The organism is Aeromicrobium choanae (assembly GCF_900167475.1).
Classification (GTDB): domain Bacteria; phylum Actinomycetota; class Actinomycetes; order Propionibacteriales; family Nocardioidaceae; genus Aeromicrobium; species Aeromicrobium choanae.
The window spans coordinates 2563954-2589680 of the sequence record NZ_LT796768.1; the positions used below are offsets into that span (position 1 = coordinate 2563954).

Genomic DNA, 25727 nt, shown 5'->3' on the forward strand with positions numbered 1-25727 from the left:
GGTCAGCGCGGGGGCATCCGGATCGCGCCGTCGACGCGGACCGTCTCCCCGTTCATGTACGAGTTCGTGACGCACTCGACGACCATGCTGGCCAGCTCGTCGGGCTGTCCCAGGCGCTTGGGGAAGTTTACCGACTCGCCGAGCTTGGCCTTGAACTGCTCGGCCGCCTCGCCCTCGCCGTAGATCGGGGTGTCGATGAGGCCCGGGGCCACGGTGTTGACGCGCACGCCGATGGCCGCGAGGTCGCGCGCCACGGGAAGGGTCATGCCCACCACGCCGCCCTTCGACGACGAGTACGCCGCCTGGCCGATCTGGCCGTCGAACGCCGCGACGGAGGCCAAGTTGCAGATCGCGCCGCGCTCGCCGGACTCCAGCGGCTCGGTGCGGCCGATCGCGGTGGCGGCGAGACGGATCGCGTCGAAGGTGCCGATCAGGTTGATCGCGATGACCTTCTTGTAGGCGTCGAGGTCGTGCGCCGACTCGAACTGCCCGTCGCGACCGACCGTGCGCTGGGCCCAGCCGATGCCGGCCGAGTTCACCAGGACGCGCAGCGGCGCGAGCTCCTCGGCCGCGGCGACCGCCGTCTGGATCTGGTCGGTGTCGGTCACGTCGACGTGGATGAAGACGCCCCCGACCTCGTTCGCGAGGGCCCGGCCGGCCTCGTCGTTGAGGTCGGCGACGACCACGCGGGCGCCCTTCGCGGCGAGCTGGCGGACGACGGCCGCGCCGATGCCCGAGGCTCCGCCGGTGACGATGGCTGATGCTCCACTGATGTCCATGCCCTGATCCAATCATCCGCGCGGTGGTCCATGCTGGAGGAGCCGCCGACCGACTCACCCAGACCGACGCACCCCAGGAGGACAGCCGTGGCCGTGGATCGTCTGATGTCCAGCGACGAGGCGAACGATTTGATCGCCCTGACGCGCCAGATCGTGGACGACCAGCTGCGACCGCGTGTCGATGCTGACGAGCGGTCGGGCACCTTCCCGCGCGACATCTTCCGCACGCTGGGCCGCGCCGGCCTGCTGGGCCTGCCGTACGGCGAGGAGCTCGGTGGAGGCGGTCAGCCGTACGAGGTCTACCTGCAGGTCGTCGAGGAGATCGCGATCGCCTGGGCCAGTGTCGGCGTGGGCACGAGTGTGCACGCGCTGAGCTGCTTCGGCCTCGACCACGCGGGCACGCCCGAGCAGAAGCAGCGCTGGCTGCCGGACATGCTCGGTGGCGAGCTGCTGGGGGCGTACTGCCTGTCCGAGGCGCACGCCGGCTCCGATCCTGGCGCGATGCGCACCACCGCCCGCCGCGACGGCGACGACTACGTCATCCGCGGCGCGAAGGCCTGGACCACCCACGGTGGACAGGCCGACTACTACAAGGTGATGGCGCGCGCCGAAGCCGGCATCACCTGCTTCCTGGTTCCCGCCGACACCGAGGGCCTTACGGCCGACGTGCCCGAGGACAAGATGGGCCTGATGGGCTCGACCACCGCGACGATGCTGTTCGACGACGTCCGGGTGCCGGTGGAGCGACGCCTCGGCGACGAGGGTCAGGGGCTGGCGATCGCGCTGGCCGGGCTCGACTCGGGACGGCTCGGGATCGCCGCGGTCGCCACCGGCGTCGCGCAGGGCGCCCTCGACGCCGCGGTCGCCTACGCCAAGGAGCGCGAGGCCTTCGGCGTGCCGATCATCGACCACCAGGGCCTGACGTTCCTGCTGGCCGACATGGCGGCGGCTGTCGAGTCCGCGCGGGCCACCTACCTGGCGGCCGCGCGGCTGCGCGACCTCGGCCGCCCCTTCTCGCGGCAGGCCGCGATCGCGAAGCTCGTCGCCACCGACAACGCGATGAGGGTGACCACCGACGCCGTGCAGGTCCTCGGCGGCGCCGGCTACACGAAGGACTTCCCCGTCGAGCGGTACATGCGCGAGACGAAGGTGATGCAGATCTTCGAGGGCACCAACCAGATCCAGCGCCTCGTCATCGGGCGCGACCTCAAGAAGCGCGGCTGACCCGCGGCACCAGCCCACCCCCTCGCCGCCCGTCGCTGCCCACTTTTGGATCAGGATGCACGTTCTCCGGACACATCGACGTTGATCCCGTTCCAAAAGTGGCCAGGGGGCGCGGGGGCCCGGGGAGCGATCAGGACGGGAGCTGACCCCGGCCCGTGCGACGGTGGGCGGGTGGATGCCGGTGTGCACCTCCCGCAGATCGACTTCACCGCGACGCCGTTGGACGGCTCCCACCTCGCGGAGGTGGTCGACGCCGCCCGCGACCTGGGGTTCGCCGCGCTGTCGGCCAACGACCACCTGACCTTCCCGAGCCCGTGGGCCGACGGGCTCGTGCTGCTGGCCGCCGCGGCCGCACGCTCGGGCGAGATGGAGCTCGTCACCAGCGCGGCGCTGCCCGTGCTGCGCGGCGCGCGCTCCTTCGGGGCGGCGATGCTGACCCTCGAGCGGCTCGCTCCGGGACGCGTCGTGGCGGGCGTCGGGCCAGGATCGTCGCGGTCGGACTACGCCCTCGCCGACGTCCCGTGGGAGGAGCGGTGGACACGGTTCGACGCGGCCCTCGGGGTGCTGAGGGCCCAGCTCGCCCGGCACGGGTCCCGGGCGCAGGTGCCCCTCTGGGTGGCCAGCTGGGGCTCGCCGGCCGGCATCGACCGGGTGGCCCGGTGCGGCGACGGCTGGCTGGCCTCGGCGTTCCACACCACCCCGTCGGAGTTCGGGCGCACCCGCGAGAGCCTGGCGCAGGCGTGCCACCGGCTCGGCCGCGCCGAGCCGCCTCACGCGCTCGTCACGATGTGGACCTGGGTCACGCAGGACACCCGGGTCGCCGAGCGGGTGCTGGCGAGCCTGCTGGCGCCCGCCCTCGCCCGCGACCCCGAGACGCTGCGCGGTCGGGTGTGCGTCGGCCCGGCCGAGACGTGCGCGGAGCTGCTGTCCGAGTACGCCGCGCAGGGCTGCCGACGCGTGCACTTCTGGCCCGTGGGCGACGAGTCGCGCCAGCTCCGACGGCTCGCCGAGGACGTCCTGCCGCACGTGGTGGCGGCGCCCCCGGTCTCAACCGGGTGAGGAACGGCCGGCGGTGACGCGCCGGAGCAGCGCCACCATCGTGGTGGCCGCGGCCGGTCGGAACGGGTCCACCGGGCACGCGACCATGACCTCGCGGGTCGGGGCCGGATCCTGCAGCATCCGCACCTCGACCCCCGCGATCCGGCGCGACGCCACGAGCCCCGGGACCACGGCGATGCCCAGGCCGGCCGCGACGAACGCCTGCACGGCGAGGTAGTCGTCCGACGCGATGCCCACGCGCGGCTCGAACCCGACGGCGCGACAGCGACCTCGGACGATCTGGAACCAGGTGCTCGCCGAGCCGCCCCCGACCCACGTCTCCTGGTCGAGGTCGGCCAGCGACAGCGCGCCCTTTCGCGCGGCCAGCCGGTGCGACCGCGGCACGAGCAGCCGGTAGGGGTCCAGGAAGAGCGATGTCAGCTCCACCCCGTCGTCGAGGCCCGGGAGCCGGCGCTCGACGCTGTCGTCGAACACCAGGGCCACGTCCAGCTCGCGGTTGAGCAGTCGTGGCACGAGACCCTGCAGGTGGTCGTCGACGACCGTGAACGTGACGTCCGGCGACTGGATGGCCAGCAGCGCCAGCGCCCGGGGGACGAACGTGGCCAGCGCGGTGGGGAAGCCGCCCACGCGCAGGCGGCGGTGGTGGTGGCCCGCCAGCTCCTCCAGGTCGAGTCCGGCGGCCTCCAGCCGAGCCAGCACGGCGGTGGCGTGGCCGGCGAGGACCCGGCCGGCCACCGTGACGTCGACGGGCCGGGTGCCGCGTTGGACGAGGGGAAGGCCGACCTGCTGCTCGAGAGCGGCGACGTGCTGGCTGACGGCCGACTGCGACATGCCGAGCCGGTCCGCGGCGGCGGAGAAGGAGTCGGCACCGTCGAGGGCTGCGAGCACGCGCAGCGAGGAAACCGATCGCATCAGTTCCACTTATCGGACTGTAGCACCGGAACAGCCTGCGGATCCGGGGCGAACGCATGCTGGGGGAGCCCCCGGACGAGCCCCTCAGGAGTCACCATGACCACGCAGCAGACCCCCGCCCCGACGATCGACCAGGACCGCCTCATGGCGTTCGTCTTCCGCGCCGTCGAGGAGGTCGGCGCCACCCTCAACACCGCACTCGTCGTCCTCGGCGACGAGCTCGGCTACTACCGCACGCTGGCCGAGCACGGGCCGCTCACCGCCGCCGAGCTGGCCGAGCGCACCTCCACCGCCGAGCCCTACGCCCGCGAGTGGTGCCATGCCCAGGCCGCCGGCGGCTTCATCGAGCTCGACGAGGCGTCGGGGCGCTTCACCCTGCCCGCGGAGCACGCCGTGGCGCTGACCGATCCCTCGAGCCCGGCCTACCTGCCGGGGCTGTTCCAGATCGCGCTCGGGACCGTGGCCGACGCCGGCCGGCTGGCCGAGGCGGCGCGCCGCGGCACGGGGGTCGGCTGGCACGAGCACGGCGACGACGTGATCGACGGGTGCGAGCGCTTCTTCGCGCCGTCCTACCAGGCGTACCTGGTCGATGCGTGGCTGCCGGCGGCCGAGCTCGACGAGGACCTGAGGCGTGGCATCCGCGTGGCCGACATCGGATGCGGTCACGGCGCGTCGACGGTGCTGATGGCGCAGGCGTTCCCGCAGTCCCGCTTCGTCGGGTCGGACTACCACGAGCCGTCGATCGAGGTGGCGCGTCGCCGGGCCGAGGACGCCGGCGTCGGCGCGAACACGACCTTCGAGACCTCGCTCGCGGCGGAGGCCGGCGGCGAGGGCTTCGACCTCGTCACGACGTTCGACGCGCTGCACGACATGGGCGATCCCGACGGTGCCGCGCGACACGTGAACCGCCTGCTGGCCGACGGCGGCCGCTGGCTCATCGTCGAGCCGATGGCCGGCGACGCGCCGCAGGACAACTTCAACCCGGTCGGCCGCGCGTACTACGGGTTCTCCACCCTGCTGTGCACGCCGGCCTCGCTCTCGCAGGAGGGTGCGGCCGCGATCGGCACGCAGGCCGGTCCCGCCCGGGTGCGGGAGATCGTCACCGGCGCCGGCTTCACCTCGTGCGAGACGGTGGCCACGACGCCGTTCCACCGCGTGATGCTGGCGCGCAGGAGCGGCTGACGCAGGCCTGCCGATCAGGCCACGGCGCTGCGGGTGGGCGTCGCTGCCAGGTCGGCGCGGCAGAGGTCGATCACCGACTCGGCGGCGGTCGACCTCAGTCGCGCGCCGCAGGCGTCGAACGTCTCGGACATCCGGCCGGCGTACCACTGCAGGAACGAGGTGCTCAGGGCGTGCGCCGCCGCCGGTGCGCGCCGTGCGGGACCGAGGGTCGCGAGACGGGTCAGGGCGGTGACGAGTCCCTCGGGATCGGTCGGTGCGAGGCGGAAGACCCACCGCGGCAGGGCCGGGAGCACGAGGGCGGGGGAGTGGGCCGACGCGTGGACCAGCGTCGTGCCGAGTCCGGCGACGGCCAGGGTGGCGGCGGTGACGTTCATGGTGCCCAGGACGCGAGCCCGCACGATGTCCTCGGGCGAGGCGTCGGCCGTGGCGCCGCCGCCGGCGTGCACCACCGAGGCGATGGGCCCGGCCTGACGGGCCGCGAGCATGAGCGCCTCCACCGACGCGCGGTCGGTGACGTCGGCGACGATCGACTCGGCCGAGACGCCGAGGGAGTCCAGCTCGTCGAGCGCGCGGCTGAGTCGCTCTCCCCGGCTGTCGCTCAGGACCACGTGGTGGTCGCGGGCGAGCAGCTTCGCCGAGGCCAGTCCCACGGCCCCCGCGCCACCCGTCACCACCGCCACCGTGCCAGTCACTCGGAGCACTCCCGTCCCGGACGTCTCTGCGTCCACCCGCCCATCCTGCGCGCAGGAGGCCGTCGGCACGAGGGTTTCGGCGACATTCCTCGGGTATCTGAAAACCGTTGGCATTCGAGCGAGTTTCGGGGGAGAAACGTCACTCTCGGTTACAGTCTCGCCGCGCTGCCTGGACGGGCGAAGTGTGATCCACGCCGCATCTTGGACAACGCGCTCACGCGATCAAGTGACCCGCTGGTAACCTACGTCACACTACCCGCCGGTACACACAGGAATCTGGAGAGATGATGGGCGACCTCGGTTACAAGTTGAAGGTGCTGCGCAGGATCGGCCTGCTGAAGGCCCAGAACCCCGTCCGGCTGGTGAAGGCAGGCAAGAAGCTCGCGGCCTGGGGCCCGGGCTTCCCGTCGGCCGTCGGTGCCGCCGCGGCGCGCAAGCCTCAGCAGGTCGCCATCATCGACGACGCGGGTCAGCTGACCTGGCGTGAGACCAGCGACGCGGTCAACCGCGTCACGCAGGCACTCAAGGACCGCGGCTTCGTGCCCGGCGACCCGATCGCCGTGCTGTGCCGCAACCACCGTCACATGGTGATCGCCATGGTCGCGATCAGCCAGATGGGCGGCCGCATGCTGCTGCTCAACACGATGGCCAGCGCCGGCCAGCTCAGCGAGCTCACCAAGCGCGAGAGCGCCAAGATGGTCATCCTCGACCAGGAGTTCCTGCCCGTCGCCGGCGAGATCGACCGCGACCTGCTGGTCGTGGCGTGGGAGGACGACGACACCCACGGCCTGCCCACGCTGAGCGGTCTCGCCGCCGGCAAGTCGGCCGCGGACCACCCGAAGCCCGAGAAGCCCGGCGGCATCGTGATCTTCACCTCGGGCACGACCGGCCTGCCCAAGGGTGCCAAGCGCAAGGAGCCCGAGAACCTCGAGCCGCTGCTGACCTTCTTCGGGTCCATCCCGTACGAGGGCAACTCCACCGTCGTGATCGCGGCGCCGCTCTTCCACTCGTGGGGCCTGCTGAACTTCGGGTTCGGCCTCTCGACGGTGCCCACCTACGTGCTGCGACGCCGCTTCGTGCCCGAGCAGGTCATCCGCGACATCGACACCCACCGGGCCAAGGTCCTGGTCGTGGTGCCGCTCATGATGCAGCGTCTCGTCGACGCCGATCCCGAGGTGATCAAGAGCAGCGACGTCTCCAGCCTGCAGATCACCGCCTCCAGCGGCTCGGCGCTGGCCGGCGAGCTCGCGACGCACTTCATGGACACGTTCACCGACTCGGTCTACAACTTCTACGGCGCCACCGAGACCGGCTGGGTCTCGATCGCCGACCCGAAGGACCTGCGTGACGCGCCCGGCACCGCGGGCCGCGTGCCGTGGCACACCGTGGTCAAGGTGCTCGACGAGAACGGCCACGAGGTGCCGCAGGGCGAGACGGGTGTCATCTACGTCGGCAACTCGATGATGTTCGCCGGGTACACCGACGGCCGCACGAAGGACTTCCGCGACGGCCTCATGCACTCGGGCGACCTCGGCTACTTCGACGAGGCGGGCCGCCTGTTCGTCGCCGGTCGCGACGACGACATGGTGATCTCCGGCGGCGAGAACGTGTTCCCCCGCGAGCTGGAGGACGCGCTGATCGAGCACCCGAAGGTCCAGGACGTCGTCGTCACGGGCATCGCGGACCCGCAGTGGGGCCAGTGCCTCGCCGCGTACGTGGTGCCGCGCGAGGGCGAGACCCTCACGCAGGAGGAGGTCGTGGAGTACTCCAAGGAGCACGTCGCCCGCTTCGCCGTGCCGCGCGCGGTGATGTTCCTCGACGAGCTGCCCCGCAACCCCACGGGCAAGGTCATGAAGCGCAACCTGCCGGAGTTCCAGACCCAGGCCTGAGCCCCGCAGCGCACAGCGACGCCCGGTCCCCTCGCGGGGGCCGGGCGTCGTCGTGCGCGGTCACTACGCACCCGGGACGAAGGTCCCGGCCAGGTGGGTCCGTTCGCCCCATCCGCCGACGCGCGCGGCTCCGTAGCGTCGGTGGTGACGCCGCAACGACGCGGTGTCACCGCACAGGAGGAACAGATCATGCGCCGCTCGGCATTCGACAAGCTCATCTCGTGGACCGGACTGGTCCTGGCAGCCCTGCTGGTGGTCGCCGGTGGACTGGCCTCCTGGGCCCACTTCTTCATCGAGGACCAGGTGCAGTCGCAACTGGTGTCGCAGCGCATCACGATGCCCGAGGGCGAGGCGATCAAGAGCCTCTCCGACGCGGACCGGAAGGCCCTCGAGCCCTACGCCGGCAGCCCGCTGGACACCGGCGCCGAGGCCCGGGCCTTCGCCGACCACTACATCCTCGCCCACATGAACGCCTCGAGCGGGAACCGCACGTACGAGGAGGTCAGCGGTGAGTTCATGCAGCTGACCGACCAGGAGAAGGCGTCCGAGGCCGGCCAGGAGGTCGCCGCCCTGCGCCAGTCGCTCTTCATGGGCAACACCCTGCGCGGGCTGCTCCTGAACGCCTACGCGTTCGGCACCATGGGCCTCATCGCCGGGCTCGCCGCCATCGCCTCCTTCCTCGGAGCCGCGCTGCTGGCCGTGCTCTCGGTGCTGGGCCTGCGGCACGCGAAGACCCGCGAGGCGGAGCTGGCCACCATCTGACCCGCAGGAGAGGAACGGCCGCCCGGTACCACCGGGCGGCCGTTGCCATGCCGGGTCAGGGCAGTGGCCTCAGAAGGGCGGCCAGGGCACGGCGGGCATCTCGCCCTCGGGAGAGGGGAAGACGCGCTGGGCCAGCAGCCGGTCGCACCGACGGACCAGCGCCGCCAGCTCACGCTCGCCGAGCCACTCCTCGAGCTCCTCGCCGAGCTCGGCGGCGAGGCCCTCGCGCACCCGGCTGACCCCGGAGATCTCGTCCTCGGTCAGCGCCGCCCCGAGCCAGCCCCACAGGACCGTGCGCAGCTTGGGCTCCTCGTGGAAGGTCAGTCCGTGGTCGACCCCGTACCGGTGGCCGTCCGGCATCGCGAGCACGTGACCACCCTTGCGGTCGGCGTTGTTGACCAGCGCGTCGAAGACGGCCATCCGCCGCAGGCCGAGGGAGTCCTCGTGCACGAGGGAGACGGGGCGGTCCTCGGCGTCCAGCCCGTCGAGGACGTGGCACCAGCCACCTGGCCGGTCGTCGGCCGGGACCAGCGTGACGGCCTCGGCGTCGGGGTCGGCGTCCTGCCAGAGCTGCAGCATGCCGGGTCCGTGCGGGCCGTCGGCCCACCACGTGGGCGGCACGACGTTCCATCCCGTCGCCTCCGAGACCAGCCGCGAGGCGATCTCGCGCCGCGCGAGGACGACGCCCGGGAAGTCCCACAACGGGCGCTCGCCCGCGACGGGCTTGTAGACCACGCGCACGCCCCCGATGCGGCCCACGAAGGTCGCGTTCGACGCCGGGAGGACGCGGCCCTCCAGCTCGAGGTCACCCTCGAGCATCACCAGGCGTCGTCGTCGGCCGGACGGCAGACGTGGCCGTCGTCGTCGATCGGGTCGAGGCACAGCGGGCAGACGGGGCGGCCGGCGCCCACCACCTCGCGCGTGCGCTTGCAGAACGAGCGTGCCGCGCCGACGGGGATCCTCACGTGCAGCACCTCGGCGGGGCCGTCCTGCTCGGGCTCGAGGAGCGACTCGGGGGAGTCCTCCACCAGGGGGAACGCCTCGATGACGACCTGGGCCGTGGTGGGGTCGAAGCCCAGGGAGAGGATGCCCACGCGGAACTGCTCCACCACGGGGGCGTCCAGCGGTGCGTGGTCGTCGAGACCCTCGGGCGCCGCGGCCGGCACGCTGAACGGGTTGCCGTCCTGCGCCATCAGCTCGTCGAGCACCTCGTCGAGCTTCTCGGCCAGCGTGGCCGACTGCTCCTTCTCCATCAGTGCGCTGACGACGTGCTCGCCCGCCCGCGCCTGGAGGTAGAAGGACCGCTCACCGGGACGGCCGACCGTGCCGATCACGAGACGGTCGGGCCAGTCGAACTCGTGCACCCGTTGAGCCATGTGCCCATGCTAGGAGCCCGGTCGCGAGAGCGCTGGGCCGCGGGGTCTCAGCGGCCCGCGCCACCACCGACGGCGGCGTCCTCCGCAGGGGCCGGCGCACGCAGCCACGACAGGTCGCCGGCGGAGGTGTTGACGGCCACGACGTCGGGCCGGCGGGCGCCGTAGCGCACGATCGACACCGAGGCGGGATCGACGTGCAGCCGCTGGAACAGGTCGAGGTGCATGCCGAGGGCGTCTGCCAGGACGGCCTTGATCACGTCACCGTGGGAGACGGCGACCCACACGGCGTGGGCGCCGTGCTCGGCCTCGATCCGGGCGTCGTGCCCGCGGATCGCCGCCACGCCGCGTGCCTGCATCGCGGCCAGCGACTCCCCGCCGGGGAAGGCGGCCGCGGCGGGATGGTGCTGGACCGTCTTCCACAGATCCTCGGCGGCGAGGTCCTTCAGCGTCCGGCCCTGCCAGTCGCCGTACCCGCACTCGGTGATGGCCTCGTCGACCGTGGGCTCGATGCCGTGGCGACCGGCGATCGCGGCGGCGGTCTCGCGGCAGCGCTCGAGAGGGCTGGTGACGACGTCGGCCAGGGTGAGGTCGGCCAGCCGTGCGCCGGTGGCCTCGACCTGCGTGAGACCGAGCTCGTCGAGGTGGATGTCGGGGAGCCGGCCGGCCAGCGTGCCCGAGGTGTTCGCGGTGGACCGTCCGTGCCGGACGAGCAGGACGATCGACATGCCTCCGACCCTAGCGGGACCCGCTGTGGCGCACGCCGCACACCGCTGGGCGATCGGCGACGACCCGCCCGGCCCGGCTCCGCGGAATTGTCGGAGCCGCTGGTTAGCGTCGAAGACGTGAAGATCCTCCACACGTCCGACTGGCACATCGGTCGCACGTTCCACCAGCACTCGACCGCCGAGGCGCTCGCCTCGGTGCTCGACGCGCTCGTGGAGGCCGTCCGCGAGCACGCGGTCGACGTCGTGGTGGTGGCGGGCGACGTCTTCGACTCGTCCACCCCGTCGGCCGCCGCGGTGGAGGAGCTCGACCGCGTCCTGGTCGCCCTGCACGCCACCGGCGCCCGGGTGATCGTCACCAGCGGCAACCACGACTCGCCGGCGCGGCTGGGGGCCAAGGCGGCGTTCCTGCACGAGGCCGGCGTCCACATCGTCACGCGCCCGCAGGACCACGCCACGCCGATCACGATCGAGGACCAGCACGGTCCGGTGCACTTCTACGGCATCGCCTACCTCGAGCCCGCGCTCATCCGGCACGTGTGGCCCGATCAGCGCCTCGCGCACCAGGCCGACGCGATCGGCTTCGCGCTCGACAACATCCGCGCCGACCTCGCCACGCGCGGCGGTCGCTCGGTCGTGCTCGCGCACACCTTCGTCTCGGGTGCCGAGGGCGAGTCGTGCGAGTCCGAGCGCGGCATCACCGCCGGCGGCCTCGACCGCGTCCCCGTGCCGGTGTTCGACGGGGTCACCTATGCCGCCCTGGGCCACATCCACGGCCGCAACACCCTCGCGCCCCACGTCCGCTACAGCGGGGCGCCGCTGCACCTGTCCTTCTCCGAGCAGGACAAGCCGCGCGGGGCGTGGCTCGTCACGCTCGACGCCGACGGGCTCGGCCCGGTCGAGTGGCTCGACCTCCCGGTGCCCCGGGCGCTGGCCACCCTCACCGGCACGCTCGACGAGCTCCTGTCCGACCCTGCGCTCACCGACCGCGAGTCGCACTGGGTCCGCGCGATCCTCACCGACGTCGCACGCCCCGACGACCCGATGCGCCGACTGCAGCGGCGCTTCCCGCACTGCGCGCTGCTGGAATTCCGGCCCAGCCACGTCGACGCGTCGGCGGCGCCCACCGACCCGCAGCACCTGGCCTCCCTCACCGACCAGCAGGTGATGGCCGAGTTCCTCACGTTCGTGCGCGGCGGCGAGGGTCCCACCGAGGCCGAGGCCCGGATCCTCGACGATCTCGTCGGCCACGTCGCGGGGACGGAGGCGGCGCGATGAGGATCCACCAGGTGTCGATGACCGGCTTCGGCCCGTACCGCGAGGCCCAGACGGTCGACCTCGACGCGTTCTCCGACCACGGGATCTTCCTCATCACCGGCCGCACCGGGGCGGGCAAGTCCAGCATCCTCGACGCGATCGTCTACGCCCTCTACGACGCGGCGCCGCGCTACGCCGGGGCGGGTGGAAAGCAGGTCCGCAGCACGCACTGCGGACCGAACGAGCCCACGCGCGTCGAGCTGGTCTTCAGCGCGGCCGGCCGCACCTACCGCGTCGTGCGCACCCCCGAGTATCTGCGGCCCAAGGTGCGCGGTACCGGCATGACGCCCGAGAAGGCCACTGCCGAGCTGTCCGTGCGCGAGGGCGACCAGTGGGTCGGCATCGCAGCCCAGCCCCGCACGGTCGGCGAGGAGCTGCACGAGATCCTGCCGCTCAGCTGCGACCAGTTCCTCCAGGTCGTCCTGCTCGCGCAGGGCCAGTTCCAGCGCTTCCTGGTGGCCTCCAGCGAGGAGCGCCAGCGGCTGCTGCGCACGCTGTTCCGCAGCGAGCGGTTCTCCGACTACGACACCGAGCTGCAACGCCGCGCCGGGGAGCTGCGCCAGGAGCTGCGCGCGGCCGAGTCCGGCATCGCCTCCACGATCTCCACGCTCGCGCAGCACGCCGGACAGCAGGCCCCTGCCGAGGCCGACGAGGCGTGGGTCGCCCAGGTTCTCGTCGCCTTCGACGCCGACGTCGAGCTGGCCAGGACCGACCTCGACCAGGCCACGAAGGAGGTCGAGGCGGCCGCCGAGCTGTTCCAGCAGGCGACCGAGCTGGCCGAGCGCCAGCGTCGCCTCGCCCGCGCCACCGAGGCGATGGCCCTCGTCGTCGAGCAGAAGCCGCGGATCGCGGCCGACCGCCTTCGGCGCGACCTCGCCGTGGCGGCGCAGTCGGTCGAGGTCGCCCATCGCGCCCGCGTCGCCGCCGCTGGTCGGGCCGAGAAGGCCACGGCCGGGCTGGCCGCGGCCGAGGCGCTCTTCGCCGACGCCGTCGACGGCCCTTCGCCGACCGACCTGCCCGCCCACCGTGATGCCCTCACCGCCGACCTCGCGGTGCTCACGGCGCGGCTCGCCGACGAGCAGGAGCTGGAGCGGCTGCGCGCGCTCGCGGGCACCCTGACCGAGCAGCTCGACGACCTCGCGCTGCGGGCCGACGACCTCACGGTGCAGTGCCGCCACCACGACGCGATCCTCGAGCGCGAGATCGACATCACGCCCGAGCAGGCCGGATCGGCCCTCGAGCGGCTCCGCGACGAGCTCGACCTCGCGCGCAAGCGCGCCGCCGCCGAGCGCGACCTCGCCGAGGCCCAGCTCGAGGAGCTGCGGAGCGGCAAGGCCCGCACGGCCGCGTCCACGGCCCTGGACTCGCTCAACGAGCGTCGCCTCGCCGAGTACGCCGGCACCCTCGCCCAGCAGCTCGTCGTCGGAGAGGCCTGCGCGGTCTGCGGCTCGGCCGAGCACCCGGTGCCCGCGGTCCTGGCCGACGACCACGTCACCGAGGAGGCGCTCGATCGCGCCAGGCAGGCCTTCGACCGGGCCGACCGTCTGGCCCGCCGCGCGGGCGAGCGGGCCGCGGCCCTGCGCGCCACGGTGCAGGGCTGGGCCGAGGTCCGGCCCCTCGAGGAGCTCACCACCGCGGTGGCCGACGCGGAGGCCGTGCTCACGCGCGCGAAGCAGTCCGAGCAGGAGCGCGTGAACTCGCGGGCCGCCAAGGAGCGGATCGACGCCGCGCTCACCGACCTCAGCGTCCAGCGCGCCACGGTCGAGCAGCGTGCCGTCGCCACCGAGCAGCAGATCGCCGCGCTGGCGGCCACCGTCGCGCGGATCCGCGGCGAGTCCGGGTCGGTCGTCGAGCGCATCGCCGTCGTCACGCGCCACGTCGACGCCACCGCCCAGCTCATCGAGGCACGCGCCACCGAGCAGACGGCACGCGAGCGGCTCCGCGAGTGCGACGAGACCCTCGCCACCACGCTGGACCACCACGGCTTCGCCGACGAGGACGAGTTCCTGCAGACGCGCCTCGACGCCTCCGCGATCGCCGAGCTCACCCGCCGCATCGAGAAGCACGAGGCGCTGCGGGTCGCCAGCCAGACCGCCCTCGCCGCTCCCGAGCTGCAGGACCTCCCCGCCGAGCCGGCCGACGTCGCGGGCCCGCAGCAGCTCCACGCGCAGGCCCGTCAGGTGTGCCAGGCCGCCACCGAGCGCCACGGTGCCGCGAAGGAGAGCGCCGCCAGCGCCCACCGGGTGGCGGCGGTCATCCGGCGCGAGTGGGCCACCCACGCCCGCGCCCGCGCCTCCTACGAGGTGCTCGACCGGCTCGCGCGGTCGCTGCACGGCGAGTCGCCCAACACGCGCCGCATGCGGGTCGAGAGCTACGTGCTCGCGGCCGAGCTCGAGCAGATCGTCGCCGCGGCGAACCTGCGCCTGCACGCGATGTCGAGCGGCCGCTATGCCCTCGAGCGCAGCGACGTCGCCGCCACCCGCGGGTCCAACTCGGGGCTCGAGGTCCGGGTCCGCGACGACTACACGGGGATCACCCGCAGTCCCGAGTCGCTCTCCGGCGGCGAGAAGTTCCTGGCCTCGCTCGCGTTGGCGCTCGGGCTGGCCGAGGTGGTCACCAACCGGGCCGGCGGCATCACCCTGGACACGCTGTTCATCGACGAGGGCTTCGGGTCGCTGGACGCCGAGACGCTCGAGGTCGCGATGCACACGCTCGACGCCCTGCGCCAGAACGGCCGCACGATCGGACTGATCAGCCACGTCGAGACGATGAGGGAGCGGATCCCGGCGCAGCTCGCCGTCGAGCGCACCGCCGACGGGTGGAGTCGCGTGGAGACGCGGGTCTGACGCACGTCACTGCTGAACCACCGGACACGGCGGCATCACGCGTTTATCCTGCGAGAGTGGAGGATGACGGTCTGCTGAGCCTGCTGCCCGATCGCCTCGACCTGCCCCGGGGACGCTCGGCCCTCTCGAAGTCTGCGGTGGAGGCGTCCCGTCGCGGCCGGATCATGCAGGCCACGCTCGACGAGGTCGCCGAGTCGGGTTACCACGCCACCACCGTCGCCGCCATCACCAAGCGGGCGCGGGTCTCGCGCACCTCGTTCTACGACGCGTTCACCGACAAGGAGGACGCGTTCGCCAGCGCCCACTGGAGCGCGAGCGACCTGGCCGTGGCTCGCGTGTGGGAGCCCACGCTCTCGCGCCCCGACCTGGACTTCGACGATCGGATCGCGAGCGTGCTCTCGGCGTACGTCGAGGTGCTCGAGTCCGCTCCATCCTTCACGATCTGCTTCTTCGTCGAGATCCTCGCCGCCGGGGAGCGGCTGGCGTCGCAGCGTGAGCAGATGCTGGAACGCCACGTGCAGATCCTGCACGAGCTCGCGAAGGTCTCCCAGGAGAGCGACCCCACGATCCGGCTCCATGACCCTGACGTCCTGCGCGGCCTGATCGGCGCCTTCGACCAGCTCGCGGCACGCCGGGTGCGCTGCCGGCGCCACGGCGAGAGCCTCGACCTGCAGTCGGTGGTGCCACCGGTCACCCGGATCGTCCGGGCCGTGATGCACGACACGTGAGAATCGCTCCGCGCGTCCGGTGCACACAGATGTACTGAACGTGTACTTTTGCGTCTGACGGTGCGGCTCGTCTCCCCCCTCGAGCCCCGTCGACAGGCCGGTGCCCTCGTTGACCCCCCGAAAGCGGGGGCACCGGCTTGTCCTTCTCCCGAGTGCGGCTGGCGGGCCTCAGGAGGGGTCGAGCAGGCGGGCGCCTGGTCCCTGTGCGCCGAGGGCGTCGTCGGGGTTCTGCAGGCGGCACGTCTTCAGCGACAGGCACCCACATCCGATGCAGCCGTCGAGGTCGTCGCGCAGCCGCTGCAGGCGGGCGATGCGCTCGTCGAGTGAGGTGCGCCAGCGTCGGGACAGCCGCGACCAGTCGGCCTTCGTCGGCGCCCGGTCCACCGGGAGCGTCGAGAGTGCCTCCCGGATCTCGGCGAGGGAGATGCCCACGCGCTGCGACGTGCGGATGAAGGCGACCCGGCGCAGCACGTCGCGGGTGTACCGCCGCTGGTTGCCCGCGCTGCGTGTGGACGTGATGAGTCCCTCGCGCTCGTAGAAGTGCAGCGCCGAGACGGCGACGCCGGCGCGCTCGGCGACCTGTGACGGAGTGAGGAGGACGGTCATTGACCTCAACCGTAGTTGAGGTTGTTCCATGAAGCCATGCTCCAGCCGAAGCCCTCCCGGCGCCGCCGGGTCCGCCCGTTCCCTTGCGCCCGCGCACGCCTCGTCGACGGTCACGTCCGGCCCGATGAGCACGACCGCTTCATGGCCGCCGCCGTGGTCAGCCTGCGGCTGCGATGAGCAGCGCGCTCAGGACGGCGCCGCCCGGCTCCCCGTGGGCGAGGCCGCACCTGCGGACGACGGTCGGCGTCTTCTCGCTCGCGTTCCTGTTCGCCTTCGAGGCCCTCGCCGTCGCCACCGTGATGCCCGAGGTGGCCCGGGACCTCGACGGCCTCCCGCTCTATGCGCTGGCCTTCGCCGCGCCCATGGCCGCCTCCGTGGTGGCGCTGTCGGTGGCCGGGGAGTGGGTCGACCGGCACGGCACCGCCCGGGCGCTGGTCGTCGGCGTGCTGGTGTTCTGCGTCGGGGTCGTGCTCGCCGGGCTCGCGCCGTCGATGGAGGTCTTCCTCGCCGGCCGGCTCGTCCACGGCCTGGGTGGTGGCGTGATGGGGGTCGCGCTCTACGTCGTCGTGGCGGAGTCGTACCCGGCCGGCCTGCGACCTCGGGTGTTCGCGGTGATGACCGCCGCCTGGGTGCTCCCGGCCCTCGTGGGACCACTGCTCGCGGGAGTCATCGCGGACCTGGCGGGATGGCGGTGGGTCTTCCTCGCGGTTCCCGCCGTGGCGCTCGCGTCGTGGTGGCTCGTGCGGTCGGCCGCCGCGGCGCCGGGGGAGTCCTCGGTCGCGGTCGACCGACGGCGACTGGGCTGGGCCGTACTCGCGGCGACCGGCGTCTCCGCGCTGGCCGTCGGCGGCCAGCGCCAGCTCGACGGATGGCTCCTCCTGGTGGTGGCCGGCGCAGGGGCCGCCCTCCTCGCCGCGGGACGCCTGCTGCCTCCCGGCACCTGGCGGGCCCGGCCGGGACTGCCGGCGGTGCTCGTCGCACGGGGCCTCGTCGGGGCGTCGTTCGCCGGCGCGGAGGCGTACCTGCCGCTGCTGCTCACGACCGAGCGCGGGCTCTCGCTCTCGCAGGCCGGCCTCGTGCTGACCGCTGCCGCCGTGGCGTGGTGCCTCGGGGCGCAGGCCGCCGCACGGGTGCCGTCGCTCAGCGACGAGCTGCTCCGGGTCCGGCTCGGCACCTCGCTGGTCGCGGTGGCCGTCGCGACCACCGCAACCGTGGGGGTCGCGGGTGTCCCGCTGGTGCTTCCCGTCGCGGCGTGGGCCGTCGCCGGGTTCGGCATCGGCATGGCGTTCTCGACGCTCGCGGTGCTGGCGCTCGCGACCGCGGACGACGGCGAGGCGGGGCGGGTCTCCTCGTCGCTGCAGCTCAACGACGCCCTCGTCCAGGCCTTCGCGATGGCCTTGGGCGCGGTCGTCTTCGCCGCGTTCGTCGGATCGTCGCCGGCGACGGGAGCCACTCTGCTCGTGCTCGCCTCGGGCGCCGTCGCAGCCGCAGCGGTGCCGCTGCGGCTGCGATGAGGCTCCTGCGTCAGGCGGGGGTGAGCACCTCGCGCTCGAGTCGTGCGTAGCTCGTCTCCATGCCGTCGGTCATGCCCGTGGCCAGGATCTGGTCGCGCAGCTCGCGGCTGGGGTAGGTGATCACCACGGTCAGCAGGGTGCCGCCCTCGACGGGAGTGAGGGTCTGCTCGTTGAGCGTCCCCTCGCCCTCCATGCCGATCATCCGCTCCGTGGTCACCGTGCGGATCGGCGCGTGGACCTCGAGGAGCTCGCCGGTGAACCCGAACCGGTTCCCGCCGCCCTCCTGCTCCCACTCGTAGCGGTAGGTGCCGCCGACCTCGGTGGCCACCTCACAGACCGGCATCGTCCAGCCGTCGGGTCCCAGCAGCCAGCGCTTCATGAGCTCGGGCTCGGTGTGGGCGCGCCACACCTGCTCGACGGTGCCGCGGATGATGCGGGTGACGCGCACGTGCGTGTCGTCGAGCAGCTGGGTCTGCGTGCCCGACCCGGCGGCGAAGGAGCCGAGGTCGGCCAGCACGTCGTCCATCTGGCTCATCGCCGAGCTCATGCCCTCCTCCATGCCGCCGGCGATCAGCTGCTCGAGGTCCTGTAGCGAGGCGAACCACGTGGTGGTGGTGACCCGCGAGCCCTTGCCGGTCTCCTCGAAGGCGAAGGTCATCCGCATCGAGGGCATGTCCGGGTTGGGCACGCCGGGCTCGACGCAGAAGCCGTCCTCGACCTCGAAGCCCTTGCCCTCGTCGACGGACAGGAACTTCCAGTACCCGGCGCTCGACTCGCCCTCGGGGCCGGTCATCACGTAGTGCGACTCGCCGGCGGGGGTCATGTCGTGGCGGCTGAACGTGGCGGGCCACTCAACGGGCCCCCAGAAGCGCTCGAGCTGACGGGGGTCGGCGTAGGCGTCCCACAGCCGGCGGACCGGCACGGGGAAGTCGGCGACGACGGTCATGGTCAGGTCGTCGGTGTCCTTGGACACGGAGGTGATGGGCATGGTGGTGCCTTTCAGGAGGGGTCGGGGTCTTCGGCCAGCAGGGCGTCGAGGCGCTCGACGCGCGAGCGCCACAGGAGCTCGAACTCGTCGAGCAGGTGCTGGGCCCGGGCGATCGTGTCGGGATTGCCACGGACCAGTCGCTCGCGGCCTTGTCGGTGCTTGGTCACCAGTCCGGCCCCTTCCAGGACGGCCACGTGCTTCTGCACCGCGGCGAACGACATGTCGTACGAGTCGGCCAGTCGGGACACGGACGCCTCGCCGACGAGGGTGCGTCGGACGATGTCGCGTCGGGTGGCGTCGGCGAGGGCGTGGAAGATGCGGTCGACCTCGGCGTCGGTCAGCTCGTTCTGAGTATCTACAACCATTTGGTTGCAGGTTAGACCCGGGCCCGGACAGACGTCAACCCCCTGCGCGGCATGTGCCGTGCAAGGGGTCGACGTGTGGTCTCAGGAGGCCGCGACCAGGTGGTCCGCGCCGGCCACCAGGCCGAAGAGGTCCTTGGGATCGGCCGGGTCGGCGATGAGGTCGAGCCAGCCCACCAGGTCGGTGCCCGCCACGGACTCGTGCGCGTACCGCAGGGCCGCGAAGTCCTCCACGGCGAAGCCGACCGAGTCGAAGACGGTCACGTCCGCCGCGTCGCGACGCCCGGGGGCGGTCCCCGCGATCACGCGCCAGAGCTCGGTCACGGGGTGGTCGGCCGCGACCGCCTGGATCTCGCCCTCGATGCGGGTCTGGGGCTCGAACTCCACGAAGACCCCGGCGCGGTGCAGGATCGCCGGGTCGAGCTCGGTCTTGCCGGGGCAGTCGCCGCCGATCGCGTTCACGTGCACCCCGGGAGCCACCATGTCGTCGGTGAGGACGACGGCGCGCTGCTTGTCGGCCGTGCAGGTGGTGATCACGTCGGCCCCGAGCACCGCGTCCGCGGCGCTGCTGGCGACGTGCACCTCGAAGCCGAGGGGCTCGACGTTGCGCACGAACTTCGCCATCGCGGCCGGGTCGACGTCCCACACGCGCAGCGACCTGATGCCCAGGGCGGCGCGGAAGCCGAGCGCCTGGAACTCGGCCTGCGATCCGGTGCCGATCATCGCCATGACCTGCGCGTCCGGCCGGGCCAGGTGGCGAGCCGCCATCGCCGAGGTGGCCGCCGTGCGCAGCGCCGTCAGCACCGTCATCTCGGCGACGAACGTGGGATAGCCCGAGGCGACGTCGGCCAGGACGCCGAAGGCCGTGACGGTCTGCAGGCCACGCGCCGGGTTGGCGGGGTGGCCGTTCACGTACTTGAAGCCGTAGGCCACGCCGTCGCTCGTGGGCATCAGCTCGATGACGCCCTCAGGGGAGTGCGCGGCGACGCGCGCCGTCTTGTCGAAGGCGGTCCAGCGGCGGAAGTCGGCCTCGACGGCGTCGGTCATGCCGGCGATGACCGCCTCGGCGCCGCGGGTGCGGACCCAGCGGACGGTGTTCGAGACGTCGAGGAAGGGCACAGAGCTCATGAAGCCAACGCTACGCAGCGCCTGTGGTGCAAACAATCGCGTTTTCTTGCGATCTCGGATGCGAAACGTTGCGTCTGAGCGGGGTCCGAGCAACGATTCCCCACGCACGCGTCGTCGCGGGCCGGCAGGACCAGCGAAAAAGTGCGCGAGGAACAGGAGACACCCGGGAATTGCAGGGCTAGCCTGACCCGGTGCCCGACGACGCCCTGAGTCTGCTGCCCGAGCGGCTGGACCTGCCGCGCGGCCGGGCGGCGCTGCCGGAGCGCGAGGTCGAGGCCTCCCAGCGGGGCCGGATCCTGCAGGCCGTCTGTGACGAGGTCGCCGCCGCGGGGTACGCGCGAACGACCGTCTCCGGCATCACCCGGCGGGCCCGGGTCTCGCGCACCACCTTCTACCAGTGCTTCTCCGACAAGGAGGAGGCCTTCGCCTCAGCGCACGAGGCCATCAGCGAGCAGCTGGTCCAGTTCCTCCGCGACCAGGCGATGCGGACGTCGGACGCGGCGTGGGAGGAGCGGATCGAGCTCGGCGTCCAGGGCCTGATGGCCTGCCTGGAGGCCAGGCCCACGTTCGCCCGCAGCTTCATGGTGGAGGTCCACAGCGCGGGCGATCGCGTGCGGCGCCAGCGCGACCTCGTGGTGGAGCGCCACGCCCGCAGCCTCGCACGCGTCGCCACCTTGGCCGCGGCGGCCGGGGCCGAGGTCCGCGTCCCTTCCGAGCTCGAGGTCATCGGCGCGATCGGGGCGACCGAGGAGCTGGTCGCACGCCAGATCCGCGCCACGGATCCGCGCCGCCGCCTCCGGCTCGCCAGCGTCGTCCCCCCGGTGGTCGCGATCCACTCAGCCCTGCTTCGCCCGGTGTGACCCTTCGCCGATTCTGATTGCGATTCCAGTCAGGAAATTGGTTAGTAAGTATTTGTTCCATTTTCGGGCGGACTTGTGTACCGGTCCGGTACTTTTGGCGTGCGGCAGGCTTCGAGCCCACACCACTCGAGTCAGCCGGAGGGAGTACTCGGTCCCCCAGCCGAGTCGTGTCTGTCAGTGAGTCGGTGCCTCCGCACAACCCCCCGATGGCGGGGGCACCGACTCCGGCCGAACCCCCGCCGCCGCCCCACGATCACCCGGCCCGCCGCCGGGTTCTGGCATACCGTGGCTCCATGACCAAGCCAGCCGTCCGCCGCCGCGTCACCGTGGTCGAGCAGGGCCGCTCCCGCGTCCGTGAGGACCGATTGACCGGCGAGGAGCCGCTCGAGATCCGTCTGAACGGCCGTTCGCTGGCCGTCACCATGCGCACCCCGGGCCACGACGTCGAGCTGGCGCTGGGCTACCTCGTGTCCGAAGGGGTGATCACCCGGCGCGAGCAGGTGCGCTCGGCGCGGTACTGCGCCGGCGCGACCGAGGAGGGGCTGAACACCTACAACGTGCTCGACGTCCAGGTCGAGGCCGACGCCCACGTCGACCATCTCGCCCTCGAGCGTCACGGCTACACGTCGTCGTCCTGCGGGGTCTGCGGCAAGACCAGCATCGAGGCGGTCACCACGAGCTCGGCGTTCGACGTCGGCGGCGATTCGTTGCGCGTTCCGGCCGAGCTGCTGTCGGGCCTGCCCGACCGGATGCGCGGCGTCCAGCAGGTGTTCGACCAGACGGGCGGACTGCACGCGGCAGGCCTCTTCGACGGGCGCACCGGTGAGCCGCTGGTCGTGCGCGAGGACGTCGGCCGGCACAACGCCGTGGACAAGGTCGTCGGGTGGGCCCTCGAGCACGAGAAGCTGCCGCTCGCGGGCTGCGTGCTGCTCGTGTCCGGTCGCGCCGGCTTCGAGCTGGTGCAGAAGGCGTCCATGGCGGGCGTCCCGATGATCGCGGCGATCTCCGCACCCTCGTCGCTGGCGGTGGAGCTGGGCGAGGAGGCGGGGCTCACGGTGATCGGCTTCCTGCGCGGACCGTCGATGGTGGTCTACTCCCGACCCGACCGGGTGGTGGCGTGATGGTGCGCCAGCCGCCGGTCGACGACCCGAACGACGACGCCATCGAGGTCACCGGCCTGAAGAGCTGGGCCGCCGGCCTCCCTGGGGTGCTGCACGCGATGCGTCCGGCGCTGAGCGCGATGGGCGTGGCGCGCACGGCCAAGCTGCTCACGTCGATCAACCAGAAGGACGGCTTCGACTGCATGAGCTGCGCGTGGCCCGACCCGGGCCGGCGTCACTCCGCCGAGTTCTGCGAGAACGGCGCCAAGGCGGTCACGTGGGAGGCGACGCCCCTCACCGTCCCGCGGGAGTTCTGGGCCCAGCACTCGGTGCACGACCTGGCGGACCGGAGCGAGTACTGGCTGGGCCAGCAGGGCCGGCTCACCGAGCCCGTCTACAAGGCGCCGGGGCAGGACCACTACCGGCCCGTGTCGTGGGACGAGGCGTTCGCGCTCGCGGCCGAGGCGCTCAACGGCCTCGATCACCCCGACCAGGCGGCGTTCTACACGTCGGGTCGTGCCTCCAACGAGGCCGCCTTCGTCTACCAGCTCTTCGTGCGCGCCTTCGGCACGAACAACCTGCCCGACTGCTCGAACATGTGCCACGAGTCGACCGGCACGGCGATGATCGAGACGATCGGCGTGGGGAAGTCCACGATCACGTACGAGGACGTCCCGCAGGCCGACCTGATCATCATCATGGGCCAGAACCCGGGCACCAACCATCCGCGCATGCTGTCGGCGCTGGAGCGGGCCAAGCGCGCCGGCGCGTCGATCATCGCGGTCAACCCGCTGCCCGAGGCGGGGCTCATCCGGTTCAAGAACCCGCAGAACGTGCGGGGCGTGATCGGCAAGGGCACGACGATGGCCGACCAGTTCTGCCAGATCCGCCTCGGCGGCGACGGACCGCTGCTGCAGGCCGTGATCCAACGCGTCCTGGCGGCCGAGGACGCGGCCCCCGGCACGGTGCTGGACCACGCGTTCATCGAGCAGCACACCTCGGGACTGGAGGAGCTGCGCGCGAGCGTGGCCGACCTCGACGACGCCGCGGTGCACACGGCCACGGGGCTGACCACCGCGGAGATCGACGAGTTCGCCCGCCGCTACCTCGCCGCCGACCGGGTCATCGTCACGTGGGCGATGGGGCTGACCCAGCACACGCAGGCCGTCGCCACGATCAAGGAGATCATCAACCTGCTGCTGCTGCGCGGTCACATCGGGCGCCCGGGCGCGGGGGCCTCGCCGATCCGCGGCCACAGCAACGTGCAGGGCGACCGCACGATGGGCATCTGGGAGAAGATGCCCGAGAGCTTCATGGACGGGCTCGCCGCCGAGTTCGGCTTCGAGCCGCCGCGCCGGCACGGCTTCGACTCCGTCAACGCGGTGCGGGCGATGCAGCGCGGCGACGTGCGCTTCTGGATGGCCCTGGGCGGCAACTTCGTCTCCGCGATCTCGGACACCGCCGCGGCCGAGGCGGCCCTGCGCGGGACCGCGATGACGGTCCAGGTCTCCACGAAGCTCAACCGCTCGCACGGCGTCACCGGCGAGGCCGCGCTGATCCTGCCGACGATCGGCCGCACCGAGATCGACCGTCAGGCCTCGGGCGAGCAGTTCGTCACGGTCGAGGACACCGTGTGCGCCGTGCACGCGTCGCGCGGCCGGGTGGAGCCGGTCGCCGACACGCTGCTGTCCGAGGTGGCGATCGTGAGCCGCCTCGCGCGGGCCACGCTGGGGGAGCGGCAGCCGATCGACTGGGCGGGGTTCGAGGCGGACTACCGGACGATCCGGCACCACATCAGCCGCGTCGTCCCGGGCTGCGAGGACTACGAGCGCAAGGTCACCGATCCGGACGGGTTCGTGCTGCCGCACGGCGCCCGCGACTCGCGCACCTTCGACACCGCCACCGGGCGTGCCATGTTCACCGCCAACCGGTTCGAGCCGATCACGCTGGCGCCGGGACGCCTGCTCCTGCAGACCGTGCGCTCGCACGACCAGTTCAACACCACGATCTACAGCCGCAACGACCGCTACCGCGGCATCAAGTCGGGCCGCGACGTGGTGTTCGTCCATCCCGAGGACCTGGCCGAGCGCGGCCTCGCCGACGGTGACCTCGTCGACGTGTCCAGCGAGTGGCCCGACCAGCCCGACCGGGTGCTCAGAGGATTCCGGGCGGTGGCGTTCCCGACCGCCCGCGGCTGCGCGGCCGCCTACTTCCCCGAGGCCAACGTGCTGGTGCCGCTGGACTCCACGGCGCGCGACTCGAACACCCCGGTCTCCAAGGCGGTCGTCGTCCGCATCGAGCCCGCCGCGACCCTGCGCTGACGCCCGCACGCGGGCCGCCCAGGAGCAACTTTTGTGACGGAGTTCGGCCCCAGCGCGCCCGAGGACCCGAATCGCGTCACAAAAGTTGGGATGAGCGGGTCGGGCGGCGGCTAGACCGCGTCGGCGGCCTCCGTGTGGGACTCCGCCGAGCGCGGGAGCAGCAGCGCCACCGCCAGTCCGGGCACCGCCCACAGCGCCATCACCAGCAAGGCGGTGGCGGGGTCGCCGATCGCCAGCTGCACGGTCAGCACCACGAGCACCGCGCCGAGGTTGCCCGCCAGGAGCAGCAGGCCCGTGACGGTGCCGGCGCGCGTGGGGCCGACGTGCACCTCCGACCAGTCGAGCACCACCGGCAGCGTGCCCATCAGCATGAAGCCGACGAGCGCCAGCCCCACGTAGACCAGCCACACCGGCTGGGTCGCCGCGAGCGTCAGCATCACCACCGCGAGCGTGGCCGTCGCGCCGATCGCGACCGTCCGCCGGGCGTCCCGCGCGGCCGCGAGGCTCGGCAGCACCGCCGCGCCGGCGATGCCCGCGAGCGTCATCGTGGCGATGACGGGTCCGGCCAGCCCGGGGTGCCCGAAGTCCACCAGGATCGAGTCGAGCCACGTCGCGATCCCGTTGTAGATCCCGAAGCCGAGGAACAGCAGTCCCGCCATCTTCCAGACCAGCCGGTCCGAGCGCAGCGCCCCCAGTCCGGCCCGGCCGAGGGCGTCGACGGAGTGGGCCGGCAGCCTCAGGCTCGCCAGCACCGCTGCCGCGGCCACGGTCGCGAGGACGGCGTGGGACACCAGCAGCAGGCGGAAGCCGCCCGCGTCGACGAGCAGGCTCGAGGTCAGCACCGCCACGAGGATTCCGGCGTACTGCGCGCCCGCCGCGACCGAGATGGCGGTGGTCTGCTCGCGCGGCGGGAAGTGACGCGCCGCCACCTTCGTCAGCGCGTTGAGCACGAGTGGCTGCCCGATCGACATGATCAGCTGGCCCGCCAGGATCGTGCCGTACGACGACGGATCCAACGCGCGCACGATCGCTCCCGCCGCGGTGAACAACGCACCGGCCGCGAGGGCGCGCTCGTACGAGCGGTCCATCCAGCGCCCGGCCGGGATCGCCAGCAGGACGAAGGCCGCGGCGTTGACCACGGCCAGGTCGCCGACGGCGCCCTCCGAGACGCCCAGGTGCTCGGCGGTCTGAGGGGTCACGGCGGCGAAGGTGAGCCACAGGACCTGCGTGGTCATGACGAGCAGCGCGAACGCGGCGAGGGCCAGCCAGCGGGTCGCGAGGACGCGAGCGGCGTGGTCGGTCGGCGGGGGAGTCCGGGCCATGCTGCGCACGCTACTGGCTGGAGCGCCCCCTACGGTGG

24 protein-coding genes are annotated in these 25727 nt (G+C 72.5%); 13 read left to right on the forward strand and 11 right to left on the reverse strand.

Annotation, left to right across the window (positions count from 1 at the left end):
• Positions 1-2: 2 nt before the first annotated feature.
• Entirely contained in the window at positions 3-779 is a 777-nt protein-coding gene (locus tag B5D60_RS12365; RefSeq protein WP_078700450.1) for an SDR family NAD(P)-dependent oxidoreductase, read from the reverse strand.
• 87 nt (positions 780-866) lie between these two features.
• On the opposite strand from B5D60_RS12365, the gene B5D60_RS12370 reads away from it, so the two are divergent.
• Positions 867-2003, forward strand: a complete 1137-nt coding sequence (locus B5D60_RS12370; RefSeq protein ID WP_153303002.1) for an acyl-CoA dehydrogenase family protein — start codon at positions 867-869, stop codon at positions 2001-2003.
• Between the two features lie 183 nt (positions 2004-2186).
• Entirely contained in the window at positions 2187-3062 is an 876-nt protein-coding gene (locus B5D60_RS12375; RefSeq protein WP_172806358.1) for an LLM class flavin-dependent oxidoreductase, read from the forward strand.
• Here the strand turns inward: B5D60_RS12375 and B5D60_RS12380 are convergent.
• Positions 3051-3974, reverse strand: coding sequence for a LysR family transcriptional regulator (locus B5D60_RS12380; RefSeq protein ID WP_078700452.1), 924 nt, complete (start codon positions 3972-3974; stop codon positions 3051-3053). The two genes, B5D60_RS12375 and B5D60_RS12380, sit on opposite strands and share 12 nt — an antisense overlap.
• 96 nt (positions 3975-4070) lie before the next feature.
• Between B5D60_RS12380 and B5D60_RS12385 the strand changes: the two genes are divergently transcribed.
• Positions 4071-5156, forward strand: coding sequence for a class I SAM-dependent methyltransferase (locus tag B5D60_RS12385; protein ID WP_078700453.1), 1086 nt, complete (start codon positions 4071-4073; stop codon positions 5154-5156).
• 14 nt (positions 5157-5170) lie between these two features.
• Here B5D60_RS12385 and B5D60_RS12390 read toward each other — a convergent pair whose 3' ends face one another.
• Positions 5171-5884 carry an SDR family NAD(P)-dependent oxidoreductase gene (locus tag B5D60_RS12390; RefSeq protein WP_172806359.1) on the reverse strand — a complete coding sequence of 238 codons (714 nt, stop codon included), beginning with the start codon at positions 5882-5884 and terminating at the stop codon, positions 5171-5173.
• A 251-nt stretch (positions 5885-6135) separates the two neighbouring features.
• Here B5D60_RS12390 and B5D60_RS12395 point away from each other — a divergent pair, with 251 nt between their 5' ends.
• Both B5D60_RS12395 and B5D60_RS12400 read left to right on the forward strand, forming a co-directional pair.
• Positions 6136-7737, forward strand: a complete 1602-nt coding sequence (locus B5D60_RS12395; RefSeq protein ID WP_172806360.1) for an AMP-binding protein — start codon at positions 6136-6138, stop codon at positions 7735-7737.
• A 189-nt stretch (positions 7738-7926) separates the two neighbouring features.
• Positions 7927-8499, forward strand: coding sequence for a hypothetical protein (locus B5D60_RS12400; protein WP_078700456.1), 573 nt, complete (start codon positions 7927-7929; stop codon positions 8497-8499).
• Between the two features lie 69 nt (positions 8500-8568).
• Here B5D60_RS12400 and B5D60_RS12405 read toward each other — a convergent pair whose 3' ends face one another.
• Genes B5D60_RS12405 through B5D60_RS12415 form a run of 3 tightly spaced genes read right to left on the reverse strand, consistent with a single transcriptional unit; the run spans position 8569 to position 10600 of the window.
• Positions 8569-9318, reverse strand: a complete 750-nt coding sequence (locus B5D60_RS12405; protein WP_078701418.1) for an SCO1664 family protein — start codon at positions 9316-9318, stop codon at positions 8569-8571.
• A complete protein-coding gene (locus B5D60_RS12410; protein WP_078700457.1) occupies positions 9318-9875 on the reverse strand; it encodes a DUF3090 domain-containing protein in 558 nt (185 codons plus the stop codon). Before B5D60_RS12410 ends, B5D60_RS12405 begins: the two co-directional genes overlap by 1 nt.
• 47 nt (positions 9876-9922) lie before the next feature.
• Positions 9923-10600: a histidine phosphatase family protein gene (locus tag B5D60_RS12415; protein WP_078700458.1), complete on the reverse strand. Its 678-nt coding sequence runs from the start codon at positions 10598-10600 to the stop codon at positions 9923-9925.
• A gap of 117 nt (positions 10601-10717) precedes the next feature.
• Between B5D60_RS12415 and B5D60_RS12420 the strand changes: the two genes are divergently transcribed.
• Genes B5D60_RS12420 through B5D60_RS12430 form a run of 3 tightly spaced genes read left to right on the forward strand, consistent with a single transcriptional unit; the run spans position 10718 to position 15488 of the window.
• Positions 10718-11875, forward strand: coding sequence for an exonuclease SbcCD subunit D (locus B5D60_RS12420; protein ID WP_078700459.1), 1158 nt, complete (start codon positions 10718-10720; stop codon positions 11873-11875).
• Positions 11872-14760 carry an AAA family ATPase gene (locus B5D60_RS12425; RefSeq protein ID WP_078700460.1) on the forward strand — a complete coding sequence of 963 codons (2889 nt, stop codon included), beginning with the start codon at positions 11872-11874 and terminating at the stop codon, positions 14758-14760. Before B5D60_RS12420 ends, B5D60_RS12425 begins: the two co-directional genes overlap by 4 nt.
• Positions 14761-14816: 56 nt before the next feature.
• Positions 14817-15488, forward strand: coding sequence for a TetR/AcrR family transcriptional regulator (locus B5D60_RS12430; RefSeq protein WP_078700461.1), 672 nt, complete (start codon positions 14817-14819; stop codon positions 15486-15488).
• 168 nt (positions 15489-15656) lie between these two features.
• On the opposite strand, the gene soxR is transcribed toward B5D60_RS12430, so the two are convergent.
• Complete coding sequence (gene soxR / locus B5D60_RS12435; protein WP_269456859.1) at positions 15657-16094, reverse strand: redox-sensitive transcriptional activator SoxR; 438 nt, start codon at positions 16092-16094, stop codon at positions 15657-15659.
• Positions 16095-16130: 36 nt separating this feature from the next.
• Between soxR and B5D60_RS16780 the strand changes: the two genes are divergently transcribed.
• Positions 16131-16271 (forward strand): hypothetical protein, encoded by a 141-nt coding sequence (locus tag B5D60_RS16780; RefSeq protein WP_153303004.1) that lies wholly within the window; start codon positions 16131-16133, stop codon positions 16269-16271.
• On the forward strand, positions 16268-17608 hold the full coding sequence (locus tag B5D60_RS12440; protein WP_078700463.1) for an MFS transporter: 1341 nt from the start codon (positions 16268-16270) through the stop codon (positions 17606-17608). Before B5D60_RS16780 ends, B5D60_RS12440 begins: the two co-directional genes overlap by 4 nt.
• Before the next feature lie 10 nt (positions 17609-17618).
• Here B5D60_RS12440 and B5D60_RS12445 read toward each other — a convergent pair whose 3' ends face one another.
• The 3 genes from B5D60_RS12445 to B5D60_RS12455 all read right to left on the reverse strand — a co-directional run bounded on the left by B5D60_RS12445 (position 17619) and on the right by B5D60_RS12455 (position 20086).
• Positions 17619-18596: an SRPBCC family protein gene (locus B5D60_RS12445; protein ID WP_078700464.1), complete on the reverse strand. Its 978-nt coding sequence runs from the start codon at positions 18594-18596 to the stop codon at positions 17619-17621.
• Between the two features lie 11 nt (positions 18597-18607).
• On the reverse strand, positions 18608-18961 hold the full coding sequence (locus B5D60_RS12450; RefSeq protein ID WP_078700465.1) for an ArsR/SmtB family transcription factor: 354 nt from the start codon (positions 18959-18961) through the stop codon (positions 18608-18610).
• Positions 18962-19042: 81 nt separating this feature from the next.
• Complete coding sequence (locus tag B5D60_RS12455) at positions 19043-20086, reverse strand: ornithine cyclodeaminase (protein WP_078700466.1); 1044 nt, start codon at positions 20084-20086, stop codon at positions 19043-19045.
• Between the two features lie 191 nt (positions 20087-20277).
• Between B5D60_RS12455 and B5D60_RS12460 the strand changes: the two genes are divergently transcribed.
• The 3 genes from B5D60_RS12460 (at position 20278) to B5D60_RS12470 (ending at position 24367) form a co-directional block, all read left to right on the forward strand.
• Positions 20278-20946 carry a TetR/AcrR family transcriptional regulator gene (locus tag B5D60_RS12460; RefSeq protein WP_078700467.1) on the forward strand — a complete coding sequence of 223 codons (669 nt, stop codon included), beginning with the start codon at positions 20278-20280 and terminating at the stop codon, positions 20944-20946.
• A gap of 293 nt (positions 20947-21239) precedes the next feature.
• Positions 21240-22067 (forward strand): formate dehydrogenase accessory sulfurtransferase FdhD, encoded by an 828-nt coding sequence (gene fdhD / locus B5D60_RS12465; RefSeq protein WP_078700468.1) that lies wholly within the window; start codon positions 21240-21242, stop codon positions 22065-22067.
• On the forward strand, positions 22067-24367 hold the full coding sequence (locus tag B5D60_RS12470) for an FdhF/YdeP family oxidoreductase (protein WP_078700469.1): 2301 nt from the start codon (positions 22067-22069) through the stop codon (positions 24365-24367). Before fdhD ends, B5D60_RS12470 begins: the two co-directional genes overlap by 1 nt.
• 110 nt (positions 24368-24477) lie before the next feature.
• Here the strand turns inward: B5D60_RS12470 and B5D60_RS12475 are convergent, their stop codons facing one another.
• Positions 24478-25689: an MFS transporter gene (locus B5D60_RS12475; RefSeq protein ID WP_078700470.1), complete on the reverse strand. Its 1212-nt coding sequence runs from the start codon at positions 25687-25689 to the stop codon at positions 24478-24480.
• Between the last annotated feature and the right edge of the window lie 38 nt (positions 25690-25727).